The organism is Burkholderia cepacia (genome assembly GCF_001039005.1).
Classification (GTDB): Bacteria; Pseudomonadota; Gammaproteobacteria; order Burkholderiales; family Burkholderiaceae; genus Burkholderia; species Burkholderia theae.
Map to the genome: position 1 here is coordinate 236,895 of NZ_LDWR01000041.1, position 19,258 is coordinate 256,152.

Annotated in this window: 17 protein-coding genes; 9 read left to right on the forward strand and 8 right to left on the reverse strand. The window is 66.5% G+C overall.

Annotated features, from left to right (window positions below; all coding sequences use genetic code 11):
* Positions 1 to 92: 92 nt before the first annotated feature.
* From VL15_RS22875 to cysS, 5 genes are all read right to left on the reverse strand, one after another.
* Positions 93 to 1,343, reverse strand: coding sequence for an aspartate kinase (locus VL15_RS22875; protein WP_048248705.1), 1,251 nt, complete (start codon positions 1,341 to 1,343; stop codon positions 93 to 95).
* Between the two features lie 343 nt (positions 1,344 to 1,686).
* Positions 1,687 to 3,108, reverse strand: a complete 1,422-nt coding sequence (gene tilS, locus VL15_RS22880; RefSeq protein ID WP_048248706.1) for a tRNA lysidine(34) synthetase TilS — start codon at positions 3,106 to 3,108, stop codon at positions 1,687 to 1,689.
* A 46-nt stretch (positions 3,109 to 3,154) separates the two neighbouring features.
* Positions 3,155 to 4,126: an acetyl-CoA carboxylase carboxyltransferase subunit alpha gene (locus VL15_RS22885; RefSeq protein WP_048248707.1), complete on the reverse strand. Its 972-nt coding sequence runs from the start codon at positions 4,124 to 4,126 to the stop codon at positions 3,155 to 3,157.
* A 103-nt stretch (positions 4,127 to 4,229) separates the two neighbouring features.
* Entirely contained in the window at positions 4,230 to 5,057 is an 828-nt protein-coding gene (locus tag VL15_RS22890) for a DNA-3-methyladenine glycosylase family protein (RefSeq protein WP_048248709.1), read from the reverse strand.
* 43 nt (positions 5,058 to 5,100) lie between these two features.
* Positions 5,101 to 6,498, reverse strand: coding sequence for a cysteine--tRNA ligase (gene cysS, locus VL15_RS22895; RefSeq protein WP_048248710.1), 1,398 nt, complete (start codon positions 6,496 to 6,498; stop codon positions 5,101 to 5,103).
* A 233-nt stretch (positions 6,499 to 6,731) separates the two neighbouring features.
* Here cysS and VL15_RS22900 point away from each other — a divergent pair, with 233 nt between their 5' ends.
* The 4 genes from VL15_RS22900 (at position 6,732) to VL15_RS22915 (ending at position 9,478) form a co-directional block, all read left to right on the forward strand.
* The gene (locus VL15_RS22900; RefSeq protein ID WP_048248711.1) at positions 6,732 to 7,454 is read left to right on the forward strand and encodes a tetratricopeptide repeat protein; all 723 of its coding nucleotides are present in this window, start codon (positions 6,732 to 6,734) and stop codon (positions 7,452 to 7,454) included.
* A 40-nt stretch (positions 7,455 to 7,494) separates the two neighbouring features.
* A complete protein-coding gene (locus VL15_RS22905) occupies positions 7,495 to 8,070 on the forward strand; it encodes a peptidylprolyl isomerase (RefSeq protein WP_048248713.1) in 576 nt (191 codons plus the stop codon).
* An 88-nt stretch (positions 8,071 to 8,158) separates the two neighbouring features.
* Entirely contained in the window at positions 8,159 to 8,650 is a 492-nt protein-coding gene (locus VL15_RS22910) for a peptidylprolyl isomerase (protein WP_048248715.1), read from the forward strand.
* 27 nt (positions 8,651 to 8,677) lie between these two features.
* The gene (locus tag VL15_RS22915; RefSeq protein ID WP_048248717.1) at positions 8,678 to 9,478 is read left to right on the forward strand and encodes a UDP-2,3-diacylglucosamine diphosphatase; all 801 of its coding nucleotides are present in this window, start codon (positions 8,678 to 8,680) and stop codon (positions 9,476 to 9,478) included.
* A gap of 47 nt (positions 9,479 to 9,525) precedes the next feature.
* On the opposite strand, the gene cysE is transcribed toward VL15_RS22915, so the two are convergent.
* Both cysE and VL15_RS22925 read right to left on the reverse strand, forming a co-directional pair.
* On the reverse strand, positions 9,526 to 10,299 hold the full coding sequence (gene cysE / locus VL15_RS22920) for a serine O-acetyltransferase (protein ID WP_048248916.1): 774 nt from the start codon (positions 10,297 to 10,299) through the stop codon (positions 9,526 to 9,528).
* Positions 10,300 to 10,595: 296 nt separating this feature from the next.
* Positions 10,596 to 11,420: an RNA methyltransferase gene (locus VL15_RS22925; RefSeq protein WP_048248718.1), complete on the reverse strand. Its 825-nt coding sequence runs from the start codon at positions 11,418 to 11,420 to the stop codon at positions 10,596 to 10,598.
* A gap of 280 nt (positions 11,421 to 11,700) precedes the next feature.
* On the opposite strand from VL15_RS22925, the gene VL15_RS22930 reads away from it, so the two are divergent.
* The 5 genes from VL15_RS22930 to VL15_RS22945 all read left to right on the forward strand — a co-directional run bounded on the left by VL15_RS22930 (position 11,701) and on the right by VL15_RS22945 (position 18,736).
* Positions 11,701 to 12,504 carry an inositol monophosphatase family protein gene (locus VL15_RS22930; RefSeq protein WP_048248720.1) on the forward strand — a complete coding sequence of 268 codons (804 nt, stop codon included), beginning with the start codon at positions 11,701 to 11,703 and terminating at the stop codon, positions 12,502 to 12,504.
* Between the two features lie 157 nt (positions 12,505 to 12,661).
* The gene (locus tag VL15_RS42105) at positions 12,662 to 12,823 is read left to right on the forward strand and encodes a hypothetical protein (RefSeq protein ID WP_155420279.1); all 162 of its coding nucleotides are present in this window, start codon (positions 12,662 to 12,664) and stop codon (positions 12,821 to 12,823) included.
* A gap of 171 nt (positions 12,824 to 12,994) precedes the next feature.
* Complete coding sequence (locus tag VL15_RS22935; protein ID WP_048248721.1) at positions 12,995 to 14,617, forward strand: NAD(P)/FAD-dependent oxidoreductase; 1,623 nt, start codon at positions 12,995 to 12,997, stop codon at positions 14,615 to 14,617.
* Positions 14,618 to 14,826: 209 nt separating this feature from the next.
* Entirely contained in the window at positions 14,827 to 17,484 is a 2,658-nt protein-coding gene (mutS, locus tag VL15_RS22940; protein ID WP_048248722.1) for a DNA mismatch repair protein MutS, read from the forward strand.
* Positions 17,465 to 18,736, forward strand: coding sequence for a hypothetical protein (locus VL15_RS22945; RefSeq protein ID WP_080970917.1), 1,272 nt, complete (start codon positions 17,465 to 17,467; stop codon positions 18,734 to 18,736). The genes mutS and VL15_RS22945 overlap by 20 nt, the downstream gene beginning before the upstream one ends.
* Here VL15_RS22945 and VL15_RS22950 read toward each other — a convergent pair.
* Positions 18,716 to 19,258 carry an FKBP-type peptidyl-prolyl cis-trans isomerase gene (locus VL15_RS22950; RefSeq protein ID WP_048248723.1) on the reverse strand — a complete coding sequence of 181 codons (543 nt, stop codon included), beginning with the start codon at positions 19,256 to 19,258 and terminating at the stop codon, positions 18,716 to 18,718. The two genes, VL15_RS22945 and VL15_RS22950, sit on opposite strands and share 21 nt — an antisense overlap.

Below are 19,258 nucleotides of genomic sequence, written 5' to 3' on the forward strand. Positions count from 1 at the left end.
GAGGCAGTGCGACGAGAACGAAATAGTATAGGGTTTCGAACCGCGCGTCAATTTCCGTGATGCAATTTCGTCATCGCATCACGAAAATTTCATCATGCCTGGTCGAGTTCGAACGCCTTGTGCAGCGCGCGGACGGCCAGCTCCATGTATTTCTCGTCGATCAGCACCGAAATCTTGATTTCGGACGTCGAGATCATCTGGATGTTGATGCCCTCTTCCGACAGCGTGCGGAACATCTTGCTCGCGACGCCCACGTGCGAACGCATGCCGACGCCGACGACCGACACCTTCGACACCTTCGGATCGCCCTGCACCTGCTCGGCATTCACATGGCCCTTCACCTGGTTGGTGAGGATGTCCATCGCCTTCTGGTAATCGCCACGGCCGACCGTGAACGTGAAGTCCGTCTTGCCTTCGACGCTCTGGTTCTGGATGATCATGTCGACGTCGACGTTCGCATCGGCGACCGGGCCGAGGATCTGATACGCGATACCCGGCTTGTCGGGCACGCCCATCACAGCAATGCGTGCTTCGTCGCGCTGGAACGCGATGCCGGAAATGACTGCCTTTTCCATGGTCTCGTCTTCTTCAAAAGTAATCAGGGTGCCCGAGCGCATTTCTTCGTCGAGCGCAATCAGCGGATCGGTCAGGCTCGACAGCACGCGCGTCTTCACCTGGAATTTGCCGGCGAATTCGACCGAGCGGATCTGCAGGACCTTCGAGCCGAGGCTGGCCATTTCCAGCATCTCCTCGAACGTCACGCGATCGAGGCGCCGCGCCTCTTCGACGACACGCGGATCGGTCGTGTACACGCCGTCGACGTCCGTATAGATCAGGCACTCTTCGGCACCCAGTGCAGCCGCGACCGCCACCGCCGACGTGTCCGAACCGCCACGGCCCAGCGTCGTGATGTGACCGTCCGGATCGACGCCCTGGAAGCCCGTGATGATCACGACCTTGCCGGCGTTCAGATCGGCCTTCACGCGCTCGTCGTCGATCGAGTGAATGCGCGCTTTCGTGAACGCGCTGTCGGTCTTGATCGGCACTTGCCAGCCCGCATAGCTCACGGCCTCGACGCCGATTTCCTGTAGCGCGATCGACAGCAGGCCGACGCTGACCTGCTCGCCGGTCGACGCGATCATGTCGAGCTCACGCGGGCTCGGCTGGCTCGAAATCTCTTTCGCAAGACCGAGCAGACGGTTGGTTTCGCCGGACATCGCCGAAGGCACGACCACCATCTGGTGCCCGGCCTGATGCCATTTTGCGACGCGTTTCGCGACGTTCTTGATGCGCTCGACCGAGCCCATCGAAGTGCCGCCGTATTTGTGTACGATGAGTGCCATTGTCGTTCTGAACTGGAGGAGAAACCGCACGGGCGCGCTGGGCAGGCCGCGGTGCCGTTCGGTCACGCGGCTTGTGGCTGTGGACGGACGACGAGGGAGACGGCTGGGACGCAACGCGCAAGCGTGACGGATTTTGCCCGGAAGGCCGATCAGGCCGCGCAAACCGGGTACGTCACGCGGAAAACCTGCACAAATCGCTCAAAAATCGAGCCGAGCAAACGTCCGAGCGTACCCGATAGAAGCCCGCTTGACAAGCCGCTCGCCGTGTCCGCGGCCGTTCCGGCGCTGTTTACCAAATGGTGAAAATGGGCACGCCATCGCGCCGCCGAAAGCCGGCCCGCGGTTACGCGATCAGCAGGTCGGGACGCCATTCGATCCGGCGCCACGCGCCATCGCCGGACAGTCCGCCGTCGGACATGCCGACGTCGCGGTTCACGCCGAGCCGCGGCACGTAAATCAGCCGGTCGCCCGCGAACAGCAGCGGCACGTCGCGCTGCCAGGCAGGCACGCCGCGCTCCTGGAACAGGTTCTTCAGCGTCCGGCCCGGCCCGCCCGGCGACGTGCGCATCCGCTCGCCGCCCGCCCGGGCGCGCACGGCCAGCCGCGCGCCGCGCAGCAGCGCCTCCGGCACCGCGCCGGCGCTTTCCGCGTCGGCCGGCGCGAACACGAACGTGCCGCGCCATCCCGGCAGGTGCCAGACTTCCTGCCCGTCCCACGCGAGCGTCGCTTCCGGGTGCGGCGTGCCCGTGCCGTCGTCGGCCGGTTCGGCGCTGTCGCCCGCTTCCCAGTAGACGACATCGCGGTAGAGCCGCAGGCATTGCCCCGCGTGATCGACGCGCAGCGCATGGGCATCGTGCGCGGCGCGCAACTGCCGCATCATGTTGGCGAGCCGGGCGGCCGACGCGCCCGGCAAGCCGAGCCGGCGCATCCAGAAGCGCAGCAGGTTCGCGCCGCGCGTGTCGTCGAACGCGACCAGCGACTCGCGCGACAGCGCGTGCCCGTCATCGCGCGCGGCAACGGCGAAATCCAGTTCGGCCAGATCGTCGAGCAGCCGCTGCGCGGCGGCCGCATGCTGGGCCGCGCGACCGAGCGCATCGCGAAAGCCCGGGAAATGCACGGCCAGTGCCGGCAGCACATCGATGCGCAGCGCATTGCGTGCATAGCGCGTATCGCCGTTCGATTCGTCGTCGATCCACGCGAGCGCGTGCTGCGCCGCATAGCGCTCAAGTTGCGCGCGCAACAGTCGCAGCAACGGACGCACGCGCTCGACACTCACGCCGTCGGGCCGGTAGCGCGGCGCCATCGCAGCGAGCCCCGCGATCCCCGCGCCACGCAACAGCTGCAGCAGCACGGTCTCGGCCTGGTCGTCCGCGTGCTGTGCCAGCCACAGCGTGGCCGCACCGTGGCGTTCGCACATCGCGTCGAGTGCCGCATAGCGCTGCTCGCGCGCACTCGCCTCGATACCGAGGCCGCTGTCGCGCGGCACGTCGACCCGCATCGCTTCGAATTCGACGCCAAGCCGGGCCGCGCTCGCTTCGGCATGCGCGACCCACGCGTCGGCGTTCGCGCTCAGGCCGTGATGCACGTGCAGCGCGACACAGCGCGACACACCCGCGACACGGACGGCCGCGTCGAGCAGCACCGTCGAATCGAGGCCGCCGCTGTAAGCGATCGCGATACGCGCATCGGGCAGCATGCCGGAAAGCGCAACGCCGACCGCGTCGAGTACGACGCGGTCGGCGGAGAATTCGGTCGGTGGGATCACGAGAGGGACGCGCGCGCAGCGGCGCGCGAAATGAACACGCGGCCGGTCATGCGCCCGGCGTGGTTTCCTTGAACTTGCCGTAGGCCATCAGGCGCTCGAAACGGCGCTCGCGCACCGCATCGATGCTCATGCCCTGGAACTGGCGCAGCGAATCGGCGAGCGCGCGACGCAGCAGCGCAGCCATGCCCTTCGGATCGCGATGCGCGCCGCCAAGCGGCTCGTTGATGATCTTGTCGATCAGGCCGAGCGCCTTCAGGCGGTGTGCGGTCAGGCCCAGCGCTTCCGCGGCTTCGGGCGCCTTCGCTGCGCTCTTCCACAGGATCGACGCGCAGCCTTCCGGAGAAATCACCGAGTAGGTCGAGAACTGCAGCATCATCACGGTGTCGGCCACGGCGATCGCAAGCGCGCCGCCCGAACCGCCCTCACCGATCACCGTCGTGATGATCGGCGTCTTCAGCTCGGCCATCACGTACAGGTTGCGGCCGATCGCCTCCGACTGGCCGCGCTCTTCCGCGCCGATGCCCGGATACGCGCCCGGCGTGTCGACGAACGTGAAGATCGGCAGCCCGAACTTCTCGGCGAGGCGCATCAGGCGTTCGGCCTTCCGATAGCCTTCCGGACGCGGCATCCCGAAGTTGCGCGCCGCGCGTTCCTTCGTGTCGCGGCCCTTCTGGTGGCCGATCACCATGCACGGATGGCCGCCGAAGCGCGCGAGGCCGCCGACGATCGACAGATCGTCCGCAAACGCGCGATCGCCGTGCAGCTCGTGGAAATCGGTAAACAGTTCCGCGACGTAGTCGAGCGTATACGGACGCTGCGGATGCCGCGCGATCTGCGAAACCTGCCACGGCGACAGGTTCGCGTAGAGGTCTTTCGTCAGTTGCTGGCTTTTCTTCGACAGCCGCTCGATTTCTTCCGAAATATCGACAGCCGAGTCGTCCTGCACGAATCGCAGCTCTTCGATCTTGGCCTCGAGTTCGGCGATCGGCTGTTCGAAATCCAGAAACGTGGTCTTCATGTGTTCGAATCCTTGGGTCTTGCGGCAGCGCGTATTCTACCCGCGCGGGCGACGCTCAAAACCGGCTCTCAACTATTGATGTTTAAAATCCGATAGCCGCCGCTCAGGCGTCGGCGTCGGGCGCATCGAGGCTGCGCCACATATACCAGGTCGCGACGGTGCGCCACGGTTCCCAGTTGGCAGCGACCTCGCGCGCCTCGCTGCGCGTGACGGGTTCCCCGCTGAAGTAATTGACGCTGATCGCGCGGATCAGGCCAGGATCGTCGAGCGGCAGCACGTCCGGCCGCGACAGGTTGAAGATCAGGAACATCTCGGCCGTCCAGCGGCTGATGCCGCGGATCTGCGTGAGTTCCGCGATCACGTCCTCGTCGTCCATCGACGTCCATTTGTCGACGTGCAGCGCACCCGACACGAAATGCTGGGCGAGATCGAGGATGTATTCCGTCTTGCGCTTCGACAGCCCGCACGCGATCAGCTTGTCCGCGCCGAGCCGGATCACCGGTTGCGGCGCGAGTTTCGGACAGGCGTCCTCGATGCGCGCCCACAGCGACTGCGCGGACGGAACCGAAATCTGCTGGCCGACGACCGAGCGCGCGAGCGTGACGAACGGGTCGCCACGCTTCACGAGATGCGCGGGACCGAACTTCGGAATCAGTTTCTTCATGATCCGGTCGCGCTTGACGAGGTCGGCGCACGCCTTGTCCCAGTACGCTGGACGCACGACGACCTCCGCGCCGTCAGCGTCGGACACGCGCGTCTTGCGAGCCGCGTCGGCGGCCGGCAGCGTCGCCGCCGGCTGCGCATGACCGTTGAGCGCGCCGGTCGGCACGGCGCGCGTCGCGTCCGCCCTTGCCGCCGGCGCACGCTTGGCTACCGGACGCGCGGCGACCGGGGTCGCGCGCCTGACCGGCGCTTTTCTGGCCGTTGCCATCTTGCCTCCTACCTGACGGATCGGTCAGTGGAACGCACCGCGCTCATACGCGACGCCATTCGGTCGATCCGCCCGGTTTGTCTTCAAGTGCGATACCGGCCTCGAGCAGTTCCGCCCGGATCCGGTCCGCTTCGGCATAGTCCTTCGCTTGCTTCGCCGCGACGCGCGCGGCGATCTTCGCTTCGATCTCGTCGGCCGCGAGCGCGCCCGCCTGCGCGGCGCCGGACGCCTGCTGCAGGAACGTGCGCGGTTCGCGGCCCAGCAGGCCAAGCAGGCCCGCCAGCTGTTTCAGTTGCCGTGCAAGCGACGCGTCGCGCGTACGATTCACCTCGCCCGCCAGCTCGAACAGCGTCGCCACCGCGACCGGCGTGTTGAAGTCGTCGTTCATCGCGGCCGCGAAACGCTGCGCGTGCGGCTCGTTCCAGTCGAGCGCGAGCGTATCGGCCTCGACATCCTTCAGCGCGGTGTACAGGCGCGTGAGCGACGCGCGCGCATCGTCGAGATGCACGTCGCTGTAGTTGAGCGGCGACCGATAGTGCGTGCGCACGATGAAGAAGCGCATGACCTCGGCGTCGTACCGCTCGAGCACTTCGCGGATCGTGAAGAAGTTGCCGAGCGATTTCGACATCTTCTCGTTGTCGACCTGCACGAAGCCGTTGTGCAACCAGTAGTTGACGAACGTCTGGCCGGTGGCACCCTCGCTCTGCGCGATCTCGTTCTCGTGGTGCGGGAACTGCAGATCCTGCCCGCCGCCGTGGATGTCGAAATGCTCGCCGAGCAGCGTGCAGCCCATCGCCGAGCACTCAATGTGCCAGCCCGGGCGGCCCATCCCGTACTTGGACGCCCACGACGCGCCTTCCGGATCTTCCGGCTTCGCGCGTTTCCACAACACGAAATCGAGCGGATCTTCCTTCGCGTCGTTCGCGGCGACACGCTCGCCCGCGCGAAGATCGTCGAGCGACTTGCCCGACAGCTTCCCGTAGTTCGCGAACTTGCGCACCGAGTAATTGACGTCGCCGTCGGTCGCCTGATACGCGTAGCCGTTCGATTCGAGCGTCTCGATCATGCCGAGCATCTGCGGAATGAATTGCGTCGCGCGCGGCTCGATGTCGGGCCGCTGGATGCCGAGCGCGCTTTCATCCTCGTGCATCGCGCCGATGAACCGGTCGGTCAGCGACTTGATCGTCTCGCCGTTCTCGACCGCGCGGCGGATGATCTTGTCGTCGATGTCGGTGATGTTGCGCACATACGTGACCCGATAACCGATCGCACGCAACCAGCGCTGGACGAGGTCGAACACGACCAGCATGCGCGCGTGGCCCACGTGACAATAGTCGTAGACGGTGATCCCGCATACGTACATCCGCACTTCGCCGGAATGGCGCGGCACGAAGACTTGCTTGTCACGCGCGAGCGTGTTGTAGATGCGCAGTGATTCCATAGAGATGAACCGTGAGCCGAAGGAAACCGCCCTGGCGAAGCTCGCCCAGCATGCGACACGGACGGACCATCTGCTGCGGCGCCAGGCCGAGCGTCCTCGTATCACATGGGGCGGTCAGGCTGCAAGCACAGCGGTGACGGCCACGAGAGGCAAAGAAAGACTGTCTGCGGCTCGCCGGAACGCACAGACGTTTTGTTAGAATGGCTCGGAGTATAACATTCCGATTTACGCCTATGAAACCTCATCGCGGCCGCGCGCAGAGCGCTGCGACCCTCGTTGCGACCACCGTCATGGGCGTCGCGCTGACGCTTTTCGCGGCCCCCGCGGCGCATGCGCAGAAGGCCCCGGCCATCGCCGACGGCACCCCCGAAATCGACGCTTCCATCGCCGGCAAGCAGTGGAAGCAGGCACTCGCGCAACTCGACGCACGCATCGCGTCGAACCCGCACGACGTGCAGGCGCAGTTCAAGCGCGGCACCGTGCTGGCCCGCCTGAACCGCGACGACGACGCGATCCAGCAGTTCGTCGCGATCACGCAGGCGTACCCCGAACTGCCCGAGCCGTACAACAACCTCGCGGCGCTCTATGCGAAGCACGGCCGCTACGACGAAGCGCGCACCGCGCTCGTCACGGCGACGCAATCGAACCCGAGCTACTCGCTCGCGTACGAAAACCTCGGCGACCTGTACCTGCGCCTCGCGGCCGAGTCGTACAAGCGCGCGCAATCGCTCGGCCGCACGAGCGGCGCGACCGCCCAGCGCCTCGCCGACCTGCAGAAGATCGTGTCGCCGCCGAAGGCTGCGCCGAACGCCCGCTCGGCCGCGCCGGCGACGCGCGACTACACCGACCGCGCGGCCGCGAACGTGAGCACCACCACGCTGCCGATGTCGCCGACGTTCCAGTTCAGCGGTCCGTCGGGCGCACTGGCGGCGCCGTACGTCGCGCCGTCGCAATAAGCGGCGCGGCCTCCCTTTCCCTCCCAACCTGAGGATCGCAATGAAACGTCTGTTGCTGGCGCTTGGCGGCGCCGCCCTTCTCGCGACTGCGCCCGCGTTCGCGCAATCGGCTACCGCGCACCCCGTCGTGCAGCTGAGGACCTCGCAGGGCGACATCCGCGTCGAGCTCTACCCGGAGAAGGCGCCGAAGTCCGTCGCCAACTTCCTCGATTACGTGAAGGCCGGCCAGTACAACGGCACGATCTTCCATCGCGTGATCAAGGGCTTCATGATCCAGGGTGGCGGCTACAAGACCAACTTCGAGGAAAAGCCGACCCGCGCGCCGATTCCGCTGGAGAGCCGCAATGGTCTGAAGAACCTGACGGGCACGATCGCGATGGCGCGCACCAGCGACCCGAACTCGGCCACCGCACAGTTCTTCATCAATACGGTGGACAACAGCGGCCTCGACTACCCGAACCCGGACGGCAACGGCTATGCGGTGTTCGGCAAGGTCGTGTCGGGCCTCGACGTCGTGAAGAAGATCGAAGGCGTGGCGACGACCTCGCGCGGCCCGATGCAGGACGTGCCCGCGCAACCGATCCTGATCGAATCGGCCAGCATCGTCTCGAAGTAAGAACCTGCCGGCACGTCCGGCGACTCACGCGGCCGCGTCGCACGACCGGCCGCGTGCCATTTAAACCGCCTCATCGAAGGAATTCATCATGGTTGAACTGCATACGAACCACGGCGTGATCAAGCTCGAGCTCGACGCCGAGAAGGCACCGAAGACGGTCGAGAACTTCCTGAACTACGTGAAGAAGGGTCACTACGACGGCACCGTGTTCCATCGCGTGATCAAAGGCTTCATGATCCAGGGCGGCGGCTTCGAGCCGGGCCTGAAGCAGAAGCCGACCGACGCGCCGATCGACAACGAAGCGAACAACGGCCTGAAGAACGACAACTACACGGTCGCGATGGCGCGCACGAACGATCCGCACTCGGCAACCGCCCAGTTCTTCATCAACGTGAACGACAACGACTTCCTGAACCACTCGTCGCCGACGCCGCAGGGCTGGGGCTACGCGGTGTTCGGCAAGGTCGTCGAAGGCCAGGACGTGGTCGACAAGATCAAGGGCGTCAAGACGGGCAACGCCGGTTTCCACCAGGACGTGCCGGCCGACGACGTCGTGATCGAAAAGGCCGTCGTGGTCTGACGCGCAGCAAGTTACGGAGGCACTTCGATGTTGCAGGAGAGTCCGCCGCGAAGCGTCTCCGCGGGCGTGCCGGGCGAGCGCGAATACGCGCAAGCCGCACGCCCGTTCCTGTTTCTCTCCGATCTGCACCTGAGCGAAGCGATTCCGAAGACGGTCGCCGCGTTCGAGCATTTCGTGAAATACACCGCCGACAGCGCCGACTCAGTGTTCATCCTCGGCGACCTGTTCGAATACTGGATCGGCGACGACATACTCGACGACGATCCGTTCGCGGCACGCATGGCCGCGCTGATGCACACGTTCTCGGAGCGCGGGATCGCGCTCTACGTGATGCACGGCAACCGCGATTTCCTGCTCGGCCGGCGCTTCATGAAGGCAGCCGGCGCGATGCTGTTGCCCGACCCTTCGCTGATCATGGCGTTCGGCCAGCGCATCGTGCTCGCGCACGGCGACGCGCAATGCACGGCCGACCGCGGCTATCAGGTGTTCCGCCGCCTTGCACGCAATCGCGTCGCGCAATGGCTGTTTCTCGCGTGGCCGCTGCGCTGGCGCCGCGCGCTCGCGCAGCGCATGCGCTCGAACAGCGAAGCGGGCCGGATGCGCCCTGCTTCGGCGATCTACGATGTCACGCGTGAAGGCGTAGCCGCGCTGTTCCGGAAAAGCCGCGCGGCCGTGATCATTCACGGCCACACGCACCGCCCCGCGCACCACGCCGAACCGGGCGGCATCCGCTGGGTACTGCCCGACTGGGATCTCGATCACGGCACGCCGCGCGGCGGCTACCTGCGCGTCGACGCGGAAGGCATCCACGCGATGCCGCTCGACTGACGCCGCCGCTGCCGGCGCACTGACCGGCAGCAGTCGGCGTACACGTATTACGCCTGGCGTTCGACTGCCTTTCCTTCCAGCACCGCCGACAGCCTGCGCAGGTCGAGGCGCGCCGCATCGGCGCCTTGCAGCGTTTCCAGATGCGTGCCGAGCCGCTCGAGCGCCGCGACGATTTCGTCGACGCGGCGGCTTTCCTTCGCCGCGTGATCGATCAGGCCATGAATCGCGAGCGACATCGGATCGTCCGCGTTCGGCGTGATCCCGTAAGCGCAGAACGCCGCGCGCTCGGGCTGCGGCTTCGGCTGCGCCGGCATCACGATGCGCGCCGGATTACCGACCGCCGTCCCACCCGCAGGCACCGGCTTCACGACGACCGCGTTCGAACCGATCTTCGCGCCCGCGCCGACCGTGAAACCGCCGAGCACCTTCGCGCCCGCGCCGACGATCACGCCGGCCTCGAGCGTCGGGTGGCGCTTCGCGCCGCGCGTGAGCGACGTGCCGCCCAGCGTCACGCCCTGGTAGATCGTGCAGTCGTCGCCGATGATCGCCGTCTCGCCGATCACGACACCCATGCCGTGATCGATGAATACGCGCCGGCCGATCGTCGCGCCGGGGTGGATTTCGATACCCGTCAGGAACCGCCCGGCCTGCGACGCGAAACGCGCGAGCCAGTAGCGCTTAGCACGCCAGCATGCGTGTGCGAAACGGTGCAGCACGAGCGCATGCAGCCCCGGATAACAGGTCAGCACTTCCCAGGCACTGCGAGCGGCGGGATCCCGCTCGCGAATCGTTGCAACGTCTTCGCGCAGTCTCGTGAACATGATCTGATCGGGGAAAAAGCCGGCGCGCACCGCCGGCAATGACCGGCCGTTATCGCACCGGGTAATTTGCTTATGACGTCCGGCGATTGTAGGGCCAGTCGCGCACGGCCGCACGAGGCCGCGCGTTCACCCCGCAGCCGTCGCGGGTATTCGGGCGGGAGGCTTGCTGTTGCGGGGTTCGCGGGATATTCGGTCAGGCGGAGCGCTTCGAGCCCGGCGCTTCCGGCGGGCTGACGCAACGCCGCCCGGCCGGTCGGGACGCGGCGCCTGAACGCCCGGTTGCCGGTACGCCCCGCTTACGCGTCGCCGTCGGGCTTGCCCGATTTCAGCAGGATGTGCTTAGCGACGCCGCGCAGGATGTTGACCTCCTCGCGCTCGAGGCCCGTGCGCGCGAACAGGCGCCGCAGCCGCGGCATCAGTTTCTTCGGATTGCGCGGATCGAGGAAATCGAGTGCGATCAACGCGTTCTCGAGATGCACGTACATCCGCTCGATCTCGTCGCTCTGCGCGAGCGTGCCGACCTCGGCCGACGGTTGCGCCGACGGCTCGCTCGCCTGCTCGAGAAATGCGACGCGCAGCTCGTACGCGAGCACCTGCACGGCCTGCGCCAGGTTCAGCGAACTGTAGGCCGGGTTCGCCGGGATATGCGCGAGCGCACTGCACTGCTCGACATGCTCGTTCGCGAGACCGGTGCGCTCGTTGCCGAACACGAGCGCGATGTCGCCCGTGCCGACCTGCGCGCACGCCTGCGTGGCGGCCGCGCGCGGCGCGAGGCGCGGCGGGCCGTATTCGCGCGTGCGTGCGGTCAGCGCGATCGACCAGTGGACGCCGGACAGCGCGTCGCCGAGCGTCGGCACGACGTGCGCGGACGCGAGGACGTCGTCCGCGCCGCTGGCCATCGCGATCGCCTCGGGGTCGCTCTGCACGTGCGGCACGCGCGGCGCGACCAGCACGAGACGCGAGAAGCCCATCGTCTTCAGCGCGCGGGCGGCCGCCCCGACATTGCCGGGATGGCTCGGCTCGACGAGCACGAAGCGGGTTGACGTAAAGCCGCCGGACGGCGGCCGGGACGAGGCCGCGCCCGGTTCGGACGGCGCGGCGGTGTTCTGCGGGGTTTCCACTACGATACGACTCGGTTCATCAGAATGGCAGTATGGTATCGCCATCGCCCCCGCAAACCCACTCGTCCGGACGGCCAGTGGGGGTTTCCCCGCATTCCGGTCGCCTGAAACCGGCGAAAATCGGGTAAAATCATGCCTTTACGCGTCGCACACCGTGCGGCGCGGGTCGTACCCCGTTCTTTGTCAATTCGCGTCTCATCTCGCCCGGCACGCTTGCGCCGTTCCGGACGGTTGTTCCACTTCGCGGCGGCCCGTGCCGCCGGCTACAGGATCCAGGCTCATGCATCCCATGCTCAATATCGCTGTCAAGGCTGCGCGCCGCGCCGGACAGATCATCAATCGCGCGTCCCTCGATCTCGACCTGATCGAGATCCGCAAGAAGCAGCAGAACGACTTCGTCACCGAAGTGGACAAGGCCGCCGAAGAGGCGATCATCGAGACGCTGAAGACCGCCTACCCCGACCACGCGATCCTCGCGGAAGAATCGGGCGAATCGGAGAACGAATCCGAATTCAAGTGGATCATCGATCCGCTCGACGGCACGACCAACTTCATCCACGGCTTCCCGTACTACTGCGTATCGATCGCGCTCGAGCACAAGGGCGTCGTTACGCAGGCCGTCGTCTACGATCCGAACAAAAACGACCTGTTCACGGCCACGCGTGGCCGCGGCGCGTACCTGAACGACCGCCGTATCCGCGTCGGCCGCCGCGACCGCCTGTCGGATGCGCTGGTCGGCACCGGCTTCCCGTTCCGCGAAAAGGACGGCCTCGATGCATACGCGCGCCTCTTCACCGAAATGACGCAGGCCTGCACGGGCCTGCGCCGCCCGGGCGCGGCAGCACTCGATCTCGCGAACGTCGCGGCCGGCCGCCTCGACGCATTCTTCGAACAGGGCATCAACGTGTGGGACATGGCGGCGGGCAGCCTGCTGATCACCGAAGCCGGCGGCCTCGTCGGCAACTACACGGGCGACGCCGATTTCCTGCATCGTCATGAGATCGTCGCCGCGAACCCGAAGATCTACGCGCAGATGATTCCGATCCTGAACCGCTACAGCCGCGTACATCCGGCAGCGGAGTAATCGCCGCCCGCACCGCCGGTGCGGCGCGCTTCGACGGCCCGTGTCCGCTTCGTGCGGCACGGGCCGTTGGCAAAGGGGTGCCGCGTGCGTGACACGTCGCTGCCGCCCTTTTCCCTCTGGCGGCCGCATTTGTGCGTGGCATCGATATCGATGTGCTATGTTGACCAGCATGAACGACAAGGGCGGCTATGCCCGCCTGGCGTGGCTTTCGCACCGACCGCTCGCCGGCACCGTCATGATGGAGCGACTTTCGCATCCCGATGATTCGGCGGCGGAACAATCTTCCCCGCACAAGGCGCGCTTCATGCTCCCGTCCTGAAGTTGCCCGCGTTGTCCGGCCTGGTCGGTGTGCAGCCCCTCGTGCAGCTTGTTCCAGCGATGAATGGTTCGCGTCCGAGATGCCCGCGCGGCGAGCAACGCCGCCACCAGCATGTCGGCCCCGCCTGTTTCAACACCGCCACGACGCCGTGGCGACAGCATCCGAGTACCCATGTTACGGCTAAGCGAAGTTAAACTCCCCCTCGACCATCCCGAAAGCGCGCTCGAAGCCGCGATTCGCGCGCGTCTCGCGGACCTTGGCGTGCCGGCAGACGGGCTCCTCCGTTACACCGTGTTCCGCCGTGCGCACGATGCGCGCAAGCGCTCCGACATCAAGCTGACGTACATCGTCGATGTCGACGTCAAGGACGAAGCGGCCGCGCTGAAGCAACTCGCCGGCAAGCCGCATTGCGGCGTGACGCCCGACATGGCGTACCACTTCGTCGCGAAGGCCCCCGAGCACACCGCTTTCCTGCGCCCGGTTGTCATCGGCATGGGGCCGTGCGGCCTGTTTGCAGGACTGATCCTCGCGCAGATGGGCTTCCGTCCCATCATCCTCGAACGCGGCAAGGCCGTGCGCGAGCGCACCAAGGACACCTTCGGCCTGTGGCGCAAGAGCGTACTCAACCCCGAATCCAACGTGCAGTTCGGCGAAGGCGGGGCCGGGACGTTCTCCGACGGCAAGCTGTACAGCCAGATCAAGGATCCGAACCACTATGGCCGCAAGGTGCTGGACGAATTCGTCAAGGCGGGTGCGCCGGAAGACATCCTGTATCTGAGCCGGCCGCACATCGGCACGTTCCGCCTCGTCAGCATGGTGGAAAAAATGCGCGCGTCGATCCACGAACTGGGCGGTGAAGTGCGCTTCGAAACCCGCGTCGACGACATCGAAATCGATCAGGGCAAGGTGCGCTCGCTCAAGCTCTCGAACGGGGAAACGCTCCGGTGCGACCACGTGGTGCTCGCGGTGGGCCACAGCGCGCGCGATACGTTCCAGATGCTGCACGATCGCGGCGTGTATATCGAAGCCAAGCCGTTTTCGCTGGGTTTTCGCATCGAACATCCGCAGGGGCTGATCGATCGCAGCCGCTTCGGCAAGTTTGCGGGCCACAAGCAACTCGGTGCGGCCGACTACAAGGTGGTCCACCACAGCAGCAATGGCCGCGCGGTCTACAGCTTCTGCATGTGCCCCGGCGGCACGGTGGTCGCGGCGACCTCCGAGCCGGGCCGCGTGGTCACCAACGGCATGAGCCAGTATTCCCGGGCCGAGCGCAACGCGAATGCGGGCATCGTCGTCGGCATCACGCCGGAAGACTATCCCGGCGGCCCGCTGGCGGGCATCGCGTTCCAGCGCAAATGGGAAGAGCGCGCCTTCGAACTCGGCGGCGGCGATTACTGCGCACCGGGCCAGCTGGTCGGTGATTTCATCGCAGGCCGGCCGTCAACGTCGCTTGGCTCCGTGGAGCCGTCGTACAAGCCTGGCGTGCGGCCGACCGATCTCAGCACCGCGCTCCCGGACTATGTGATCGAAGCAATCCGTGAAGCACTCCCCGAGATCGACAAGAAGATCGCGGGCTTCGCGATGCACGATGCCGTGCTCACCGGCGTGGAGACGCGCACTTCGTCACCGATCCGGGTTCGACGCAAGGACGATTACCAGAGCATGAATGTCGAAGGCCTGTATCCGGCCGGCGAAGGCGCGGGGTATGCGGGTGGCATCTATTCGGCAGCCATCGACGGCATCGAAGTCGCGCAAGCGGTGGCGCTCAGCATGACGTCGGCACACGCGTCCTGAGGCGCGGGACAGGATCGGCTCGCGAAGGTCCCTGAGCCGAGCGAAGCCGACTGTCGATTGTCCGCCTGAGAACGGATTCGAATAGTCGTATAGGGCCGCCAGCCGCCGGACGCAATGTCCGACGGCTGGCCAAACGGCGAACTTCGTACTTGCAGGTCGGGGCCACTGGTAAACTCGGGCAACCAAAGCAACAACTTCATGCCTGACCTATGACCACGCTGTCGCCCGAAGCCTTTGCAGGCCACACTCCAATGATGCAGCAGTACCTGCGCATCAAGGCCGATCATCCCGACACGCTTGTCTTCTACCGGATGGGCGACTTCTACGAGCTGTTCTTCGAAGATGCGGAAAAGGCCTCGCGCCTGCTCGACCTGACCCTCACGCAGCGCGGCGCATCGGCCGGCACGCCGATCAAGATGGCCGGCGTGCCGCATCACGCGGTCGAGCAATATCTCGCGAAGCTCGTGAAGATGGGCGAGTCGGTCGCGCTCTGCGAGCAGATCGGCGATCCGGCCACGTCGAAGGGCCCGGTCGAGCGCAAGGTCGTACGTGTCGTCACGCCCGGCACGCTGACCGATGCCGCGCTGCTGTCCGACAAGAACGACGTCTACCTGCTCGCGATGTGCACGGGCCACAACAAGCGCGGCGTCGCGGTCAACATCGGCCTCGCGTGGCTGAACCTCGCTAGCGGCGCGCTGCGGCTCGCCGAAATCGAGCCCGAGCAGCTCGGCGCCGCACTCGAGCGCATCCGGCCGGCCGAAATCCTGACGGCGGACGGCGCGACCGACGCCGTGCCGGCAGGCACGGGCGCAGCCAAGCGCGTGCCCGCGTGGCACTTCGACATCGCGTCGGGCACGCAGCGCCTGTGCGACCAGCTCGATGTCGCGAGCCTCGACGGTTTCGGCGCGCATTCGCTGACGAGCGCGTGCGGTGCGGCCGGCGCGCTGCTGCTCTATGCAGCGGCCACGCAAGGCCAGCAACTGCGGCACGTGCGTAGCCTGAAGGTCGAGAACGAAACCGAATACATCGGGCTCGATCCGGCGACGCGCCGCAACCTCGAACTGACCGAGACGCTGCGCGGCACCGAATCGCCGACGCTGTATTCGCTGCTCGACACCTGCTGCACGACGATGGGCAGCCGCCTGCTGCGCCACTGGCTGCATCACCCGCCGCGTGCGTCGGTCGCTGCACAGTCGCGCCAACAGGCAATCGGCGCGCTGCTCGATGCGCCGGCGAACGCGAGCCTCGATGCGCTGCGCAGCGCACTGCGCCAGATCGCCGACGTCGAACGGATCACCGGACGTCTCGCGCTGCTGTCCGCGCGCCCGCGCGACCTGTCGAGCCTGCGCGACACGTTCGCCGCGTTGCCGGCGCTGCGCGAGCGCATCAGCGCGATCGTCGCGAATGCGGATGCGCTCACCCGCGTCGACGCGGCGCTCGCGCCGCCCGCCGAATGCCTCGACCTGCTGACGAGCGCGATTGCGCCCGAACCGGCCGCCATGGTGCGCGACGGCGGCGTGATTGCACGCGGCTACGACGCCGAGCTCGACGAACTGCGCGACATCTCGGAGAACTGCGGGCAGTTCCTGATCGATCTCGAAGCGCGCGAGCGTGCGCGCACCGGCATCGCGAACCTGCGCGTCGAATACAACAAGGTGCACGGCTTCTACATCGAGGTCACGCGTGGCCAGACCGACAAGGTGCCCGACGATTACCGCCGTCGCCAGACGCTGAAAAACGCCGAGCGCTACATCACGCCCGAACTGAAGACCTTCGAGGACAAGGCGCTGTCCGCGCAGGAACGCGCGCTGGCGCGCGAACGTGCGCTGTACGACGCGGTGCTGCAAGCGTTGCTGCCGTTCATCCCCGAGTGCCAGCGCGTCGCGTCGGCGCTCGCCGAACTCGACCTGCTCGCCGCATTCGCCGAGCGGGCCCGTGCGCTCGACTGGGTCGCACCGACCTTCACCGACGAGATCGGCATCGACATCGAACAGGGCCGCCACCCGGTCGTCGAGGCGCAGGTCGAGCAGTTCATCGCGAACGACTGCCGGTTCGGCACCGAGCGCAAGCTGCTGCTGATCACCGGCCCGAACATGGGCGGTAAATCGACGTTCATGCGGCAGACCGCGCTGATCGCGCTGATGGCATACGTCGGCAGCTACGTGCCGGCCAGGTCGGCATGTTTCGGTCCGATCGACCGGATCTTCACGCGCATTGGTGCGGCCGACGATCTCGCGGGCGGCCGCTCGACGTTCATGGTCGAGATGACCGAGGCTGCGGCGATCCTCAACGACGCGACACCGCAAAGCCTCGTGCTGATGGACGAGATCGGCCGCGGCACGTCGACGTTCGACGGCCTCGCGCTCGCGTGGGCCATCGCGCGCCACCTGCTTGCACACAACGCCTGCTACACGCTGTTCGCGACGCACTACTTCGAGCTGACGCAACTGCCGGCCGAATTCCCGCAAGCGGCCAACGTCCACCTGTCGGCCGTCGAGCACGGCCACGGCATCGTGTTCCTGCACGCGGTCAACGAAGGCCCGGCGAACCAGAGCTACGGTCTGCAGGTCGCGCAACTCGCGGGTGTTCCGGCACCCGTGATCCGCGCCGCGCGCAAACACCTCGCCTATCTCGAACAGCAGTCGGCCACGCAGCACACGCCGCAACTCGACCTGTTCAGCGCACAGCCGGTGATCGCCGACGATCTCGAATGCGCGGACGCACCGGCGCTGCCCGACACGCCGCATCCCGCACTCGAAAAACTGCGCGACATCGACCCCGACGATCTCAAGCCGCGCGAGGCGCTCGACCTGCTGTACGAACTGCGCACGCTGGTCCGGTCGCACGATGCCGACGGGCTCGCGTAAGCGCATCCCGCAGGGCCTGCCGGCCCGCGCCGCCGCCGCGCTCGTCGCGGCGGTGCTCGCGCTCGCGCAGGCCGGCGCGCAAGCCGCGCCGCCGAAGCGCAACACCGCGCCCTACTCGTTCGCGGTCGTGTCGGGCGTCATCAACGTACCGGCGGACGAACCGGCCGCGCAGCGGCTGCTCGATTCGATCGCACGCGAGCGCAACCTCGCGTTCGTCGTCTATGCGGGCGATCTCAAGGGCTCGAAGGAAGCGTGCCGCGATGCGCTGTATTCGCAGCGCGGCGCGATCCTGGACGCGGCACGCGTGCCGCTCGTGTTCATTCCCGGCCATGACGACTGGATAACGTGCAATACGGCGACCGGCGGCGGCTACGATCCGGTCGAGCGGCTCGACTTCCTGCGGCAGACGCTGCTCGCCGATTCGGCGCTGCCCGACCCGGGCGCCCTGCAGATCACGCGGGAGAGCGAAGTCGCGCGGTTCCGGCCGTATCGCGAGAACGCACGCTGGATGCGCGACGACATCGTCTATGTCGCGCTCAACGCGCCGGCGCCGAACAATCATTTCCTGACGGCCGGCGGCCGCAACGGCGAATTCGAGGACCGCGTCATCGCGAACGGTTTCTGGATCGACCACGCGGCCGAATACGCGAAGCGGCGCGAGGCGCGCGCGATGGTGGTGGTTTTCGAAGGCGATCCGCAGTTCGAGCGCTATGAACGCGCGGAGCGCTTCGCATGGCTGCGTTTCAACCGGCCGCGCGTGCGCGACGGCTTCCGTGAACTGAAACGAACGCTGGTGAAGGCGGCGGCGACGTTCCGCGGCCCGATACTGGTGATGCACGCGAGCAGCGAACCGCTTGCGAACGGCTTTCTGATCGATCGTCCGCTACGTGCCGACGACGGTGAACTGATCGGAAACGTGACGCGCGTCGCGATCGGACCGCGCCATCCGGCAATTCAGTGGGTGAAGGTGAGTGTGTCGCCGGCGAAGCAGACCATCTTCAACGTGAGCCTGCAGGAGGTGCCGAAGAACCTGCCGGTGCCGCCCGCGCTGCCGCTCATGCCGCACGACGATGTCCCGCTGCCGCAGATGCCGGAAATTCCCGCGTTGCCGGCGCTGCCCGACTCGTCGTCGGTCGCGCCGCCACTGCAGGGCGACGGCGCCGCACCCGGCGGCGCGTCGTGGCCTGCGCCGCCCCCTGCATCGGGGCCGGCGCCCGGCCTGCCTGCAAGCTCAGTGCAGGGTGCGCCCTGACGGCGATTCGCCGTCTTCCTCTTCGTCCTCGTCGACGATTTCAAGCCCTTCCGCGCCATGCGCGTGCTCATGCTCGATTTCGTCTTCGGTGGCTTCGCGAACGTCCTGCACGGTGAGTGCGAAACGCAGCGCCATGCCGGCCAGCGGGTGATTGCCGTCGAGCACGACCTTGTCGTCGGCGATGTCGGTGACCGTATAGATCAGCGAATCGACGTCCTCGTCGCCGTCTTCAGGCGTGCCTTCGAACTGCATGCCCACTTCGATCGGCTCGGGAAAACGATCGCGCGGCTCGATCTTCACGAGTTCGGGATCGTAGTCGCCGAACGCGTCCTGCGGCTCGAGCTGCACTTGTGCCTGGTAACCCGGTTCCTGGCCGTCGAGTTGTTCCTCGATCTTGGGGAACGTGCCATCATAGCCGCCGTGCAGATAGACCATCGGCTCGTCGCTTTCCTCGATCAGATTGCCCTGTGCATCCGACAGCTTGTAAGTGACCGACACGACGGTGTTTTTTGCGATTTTCAT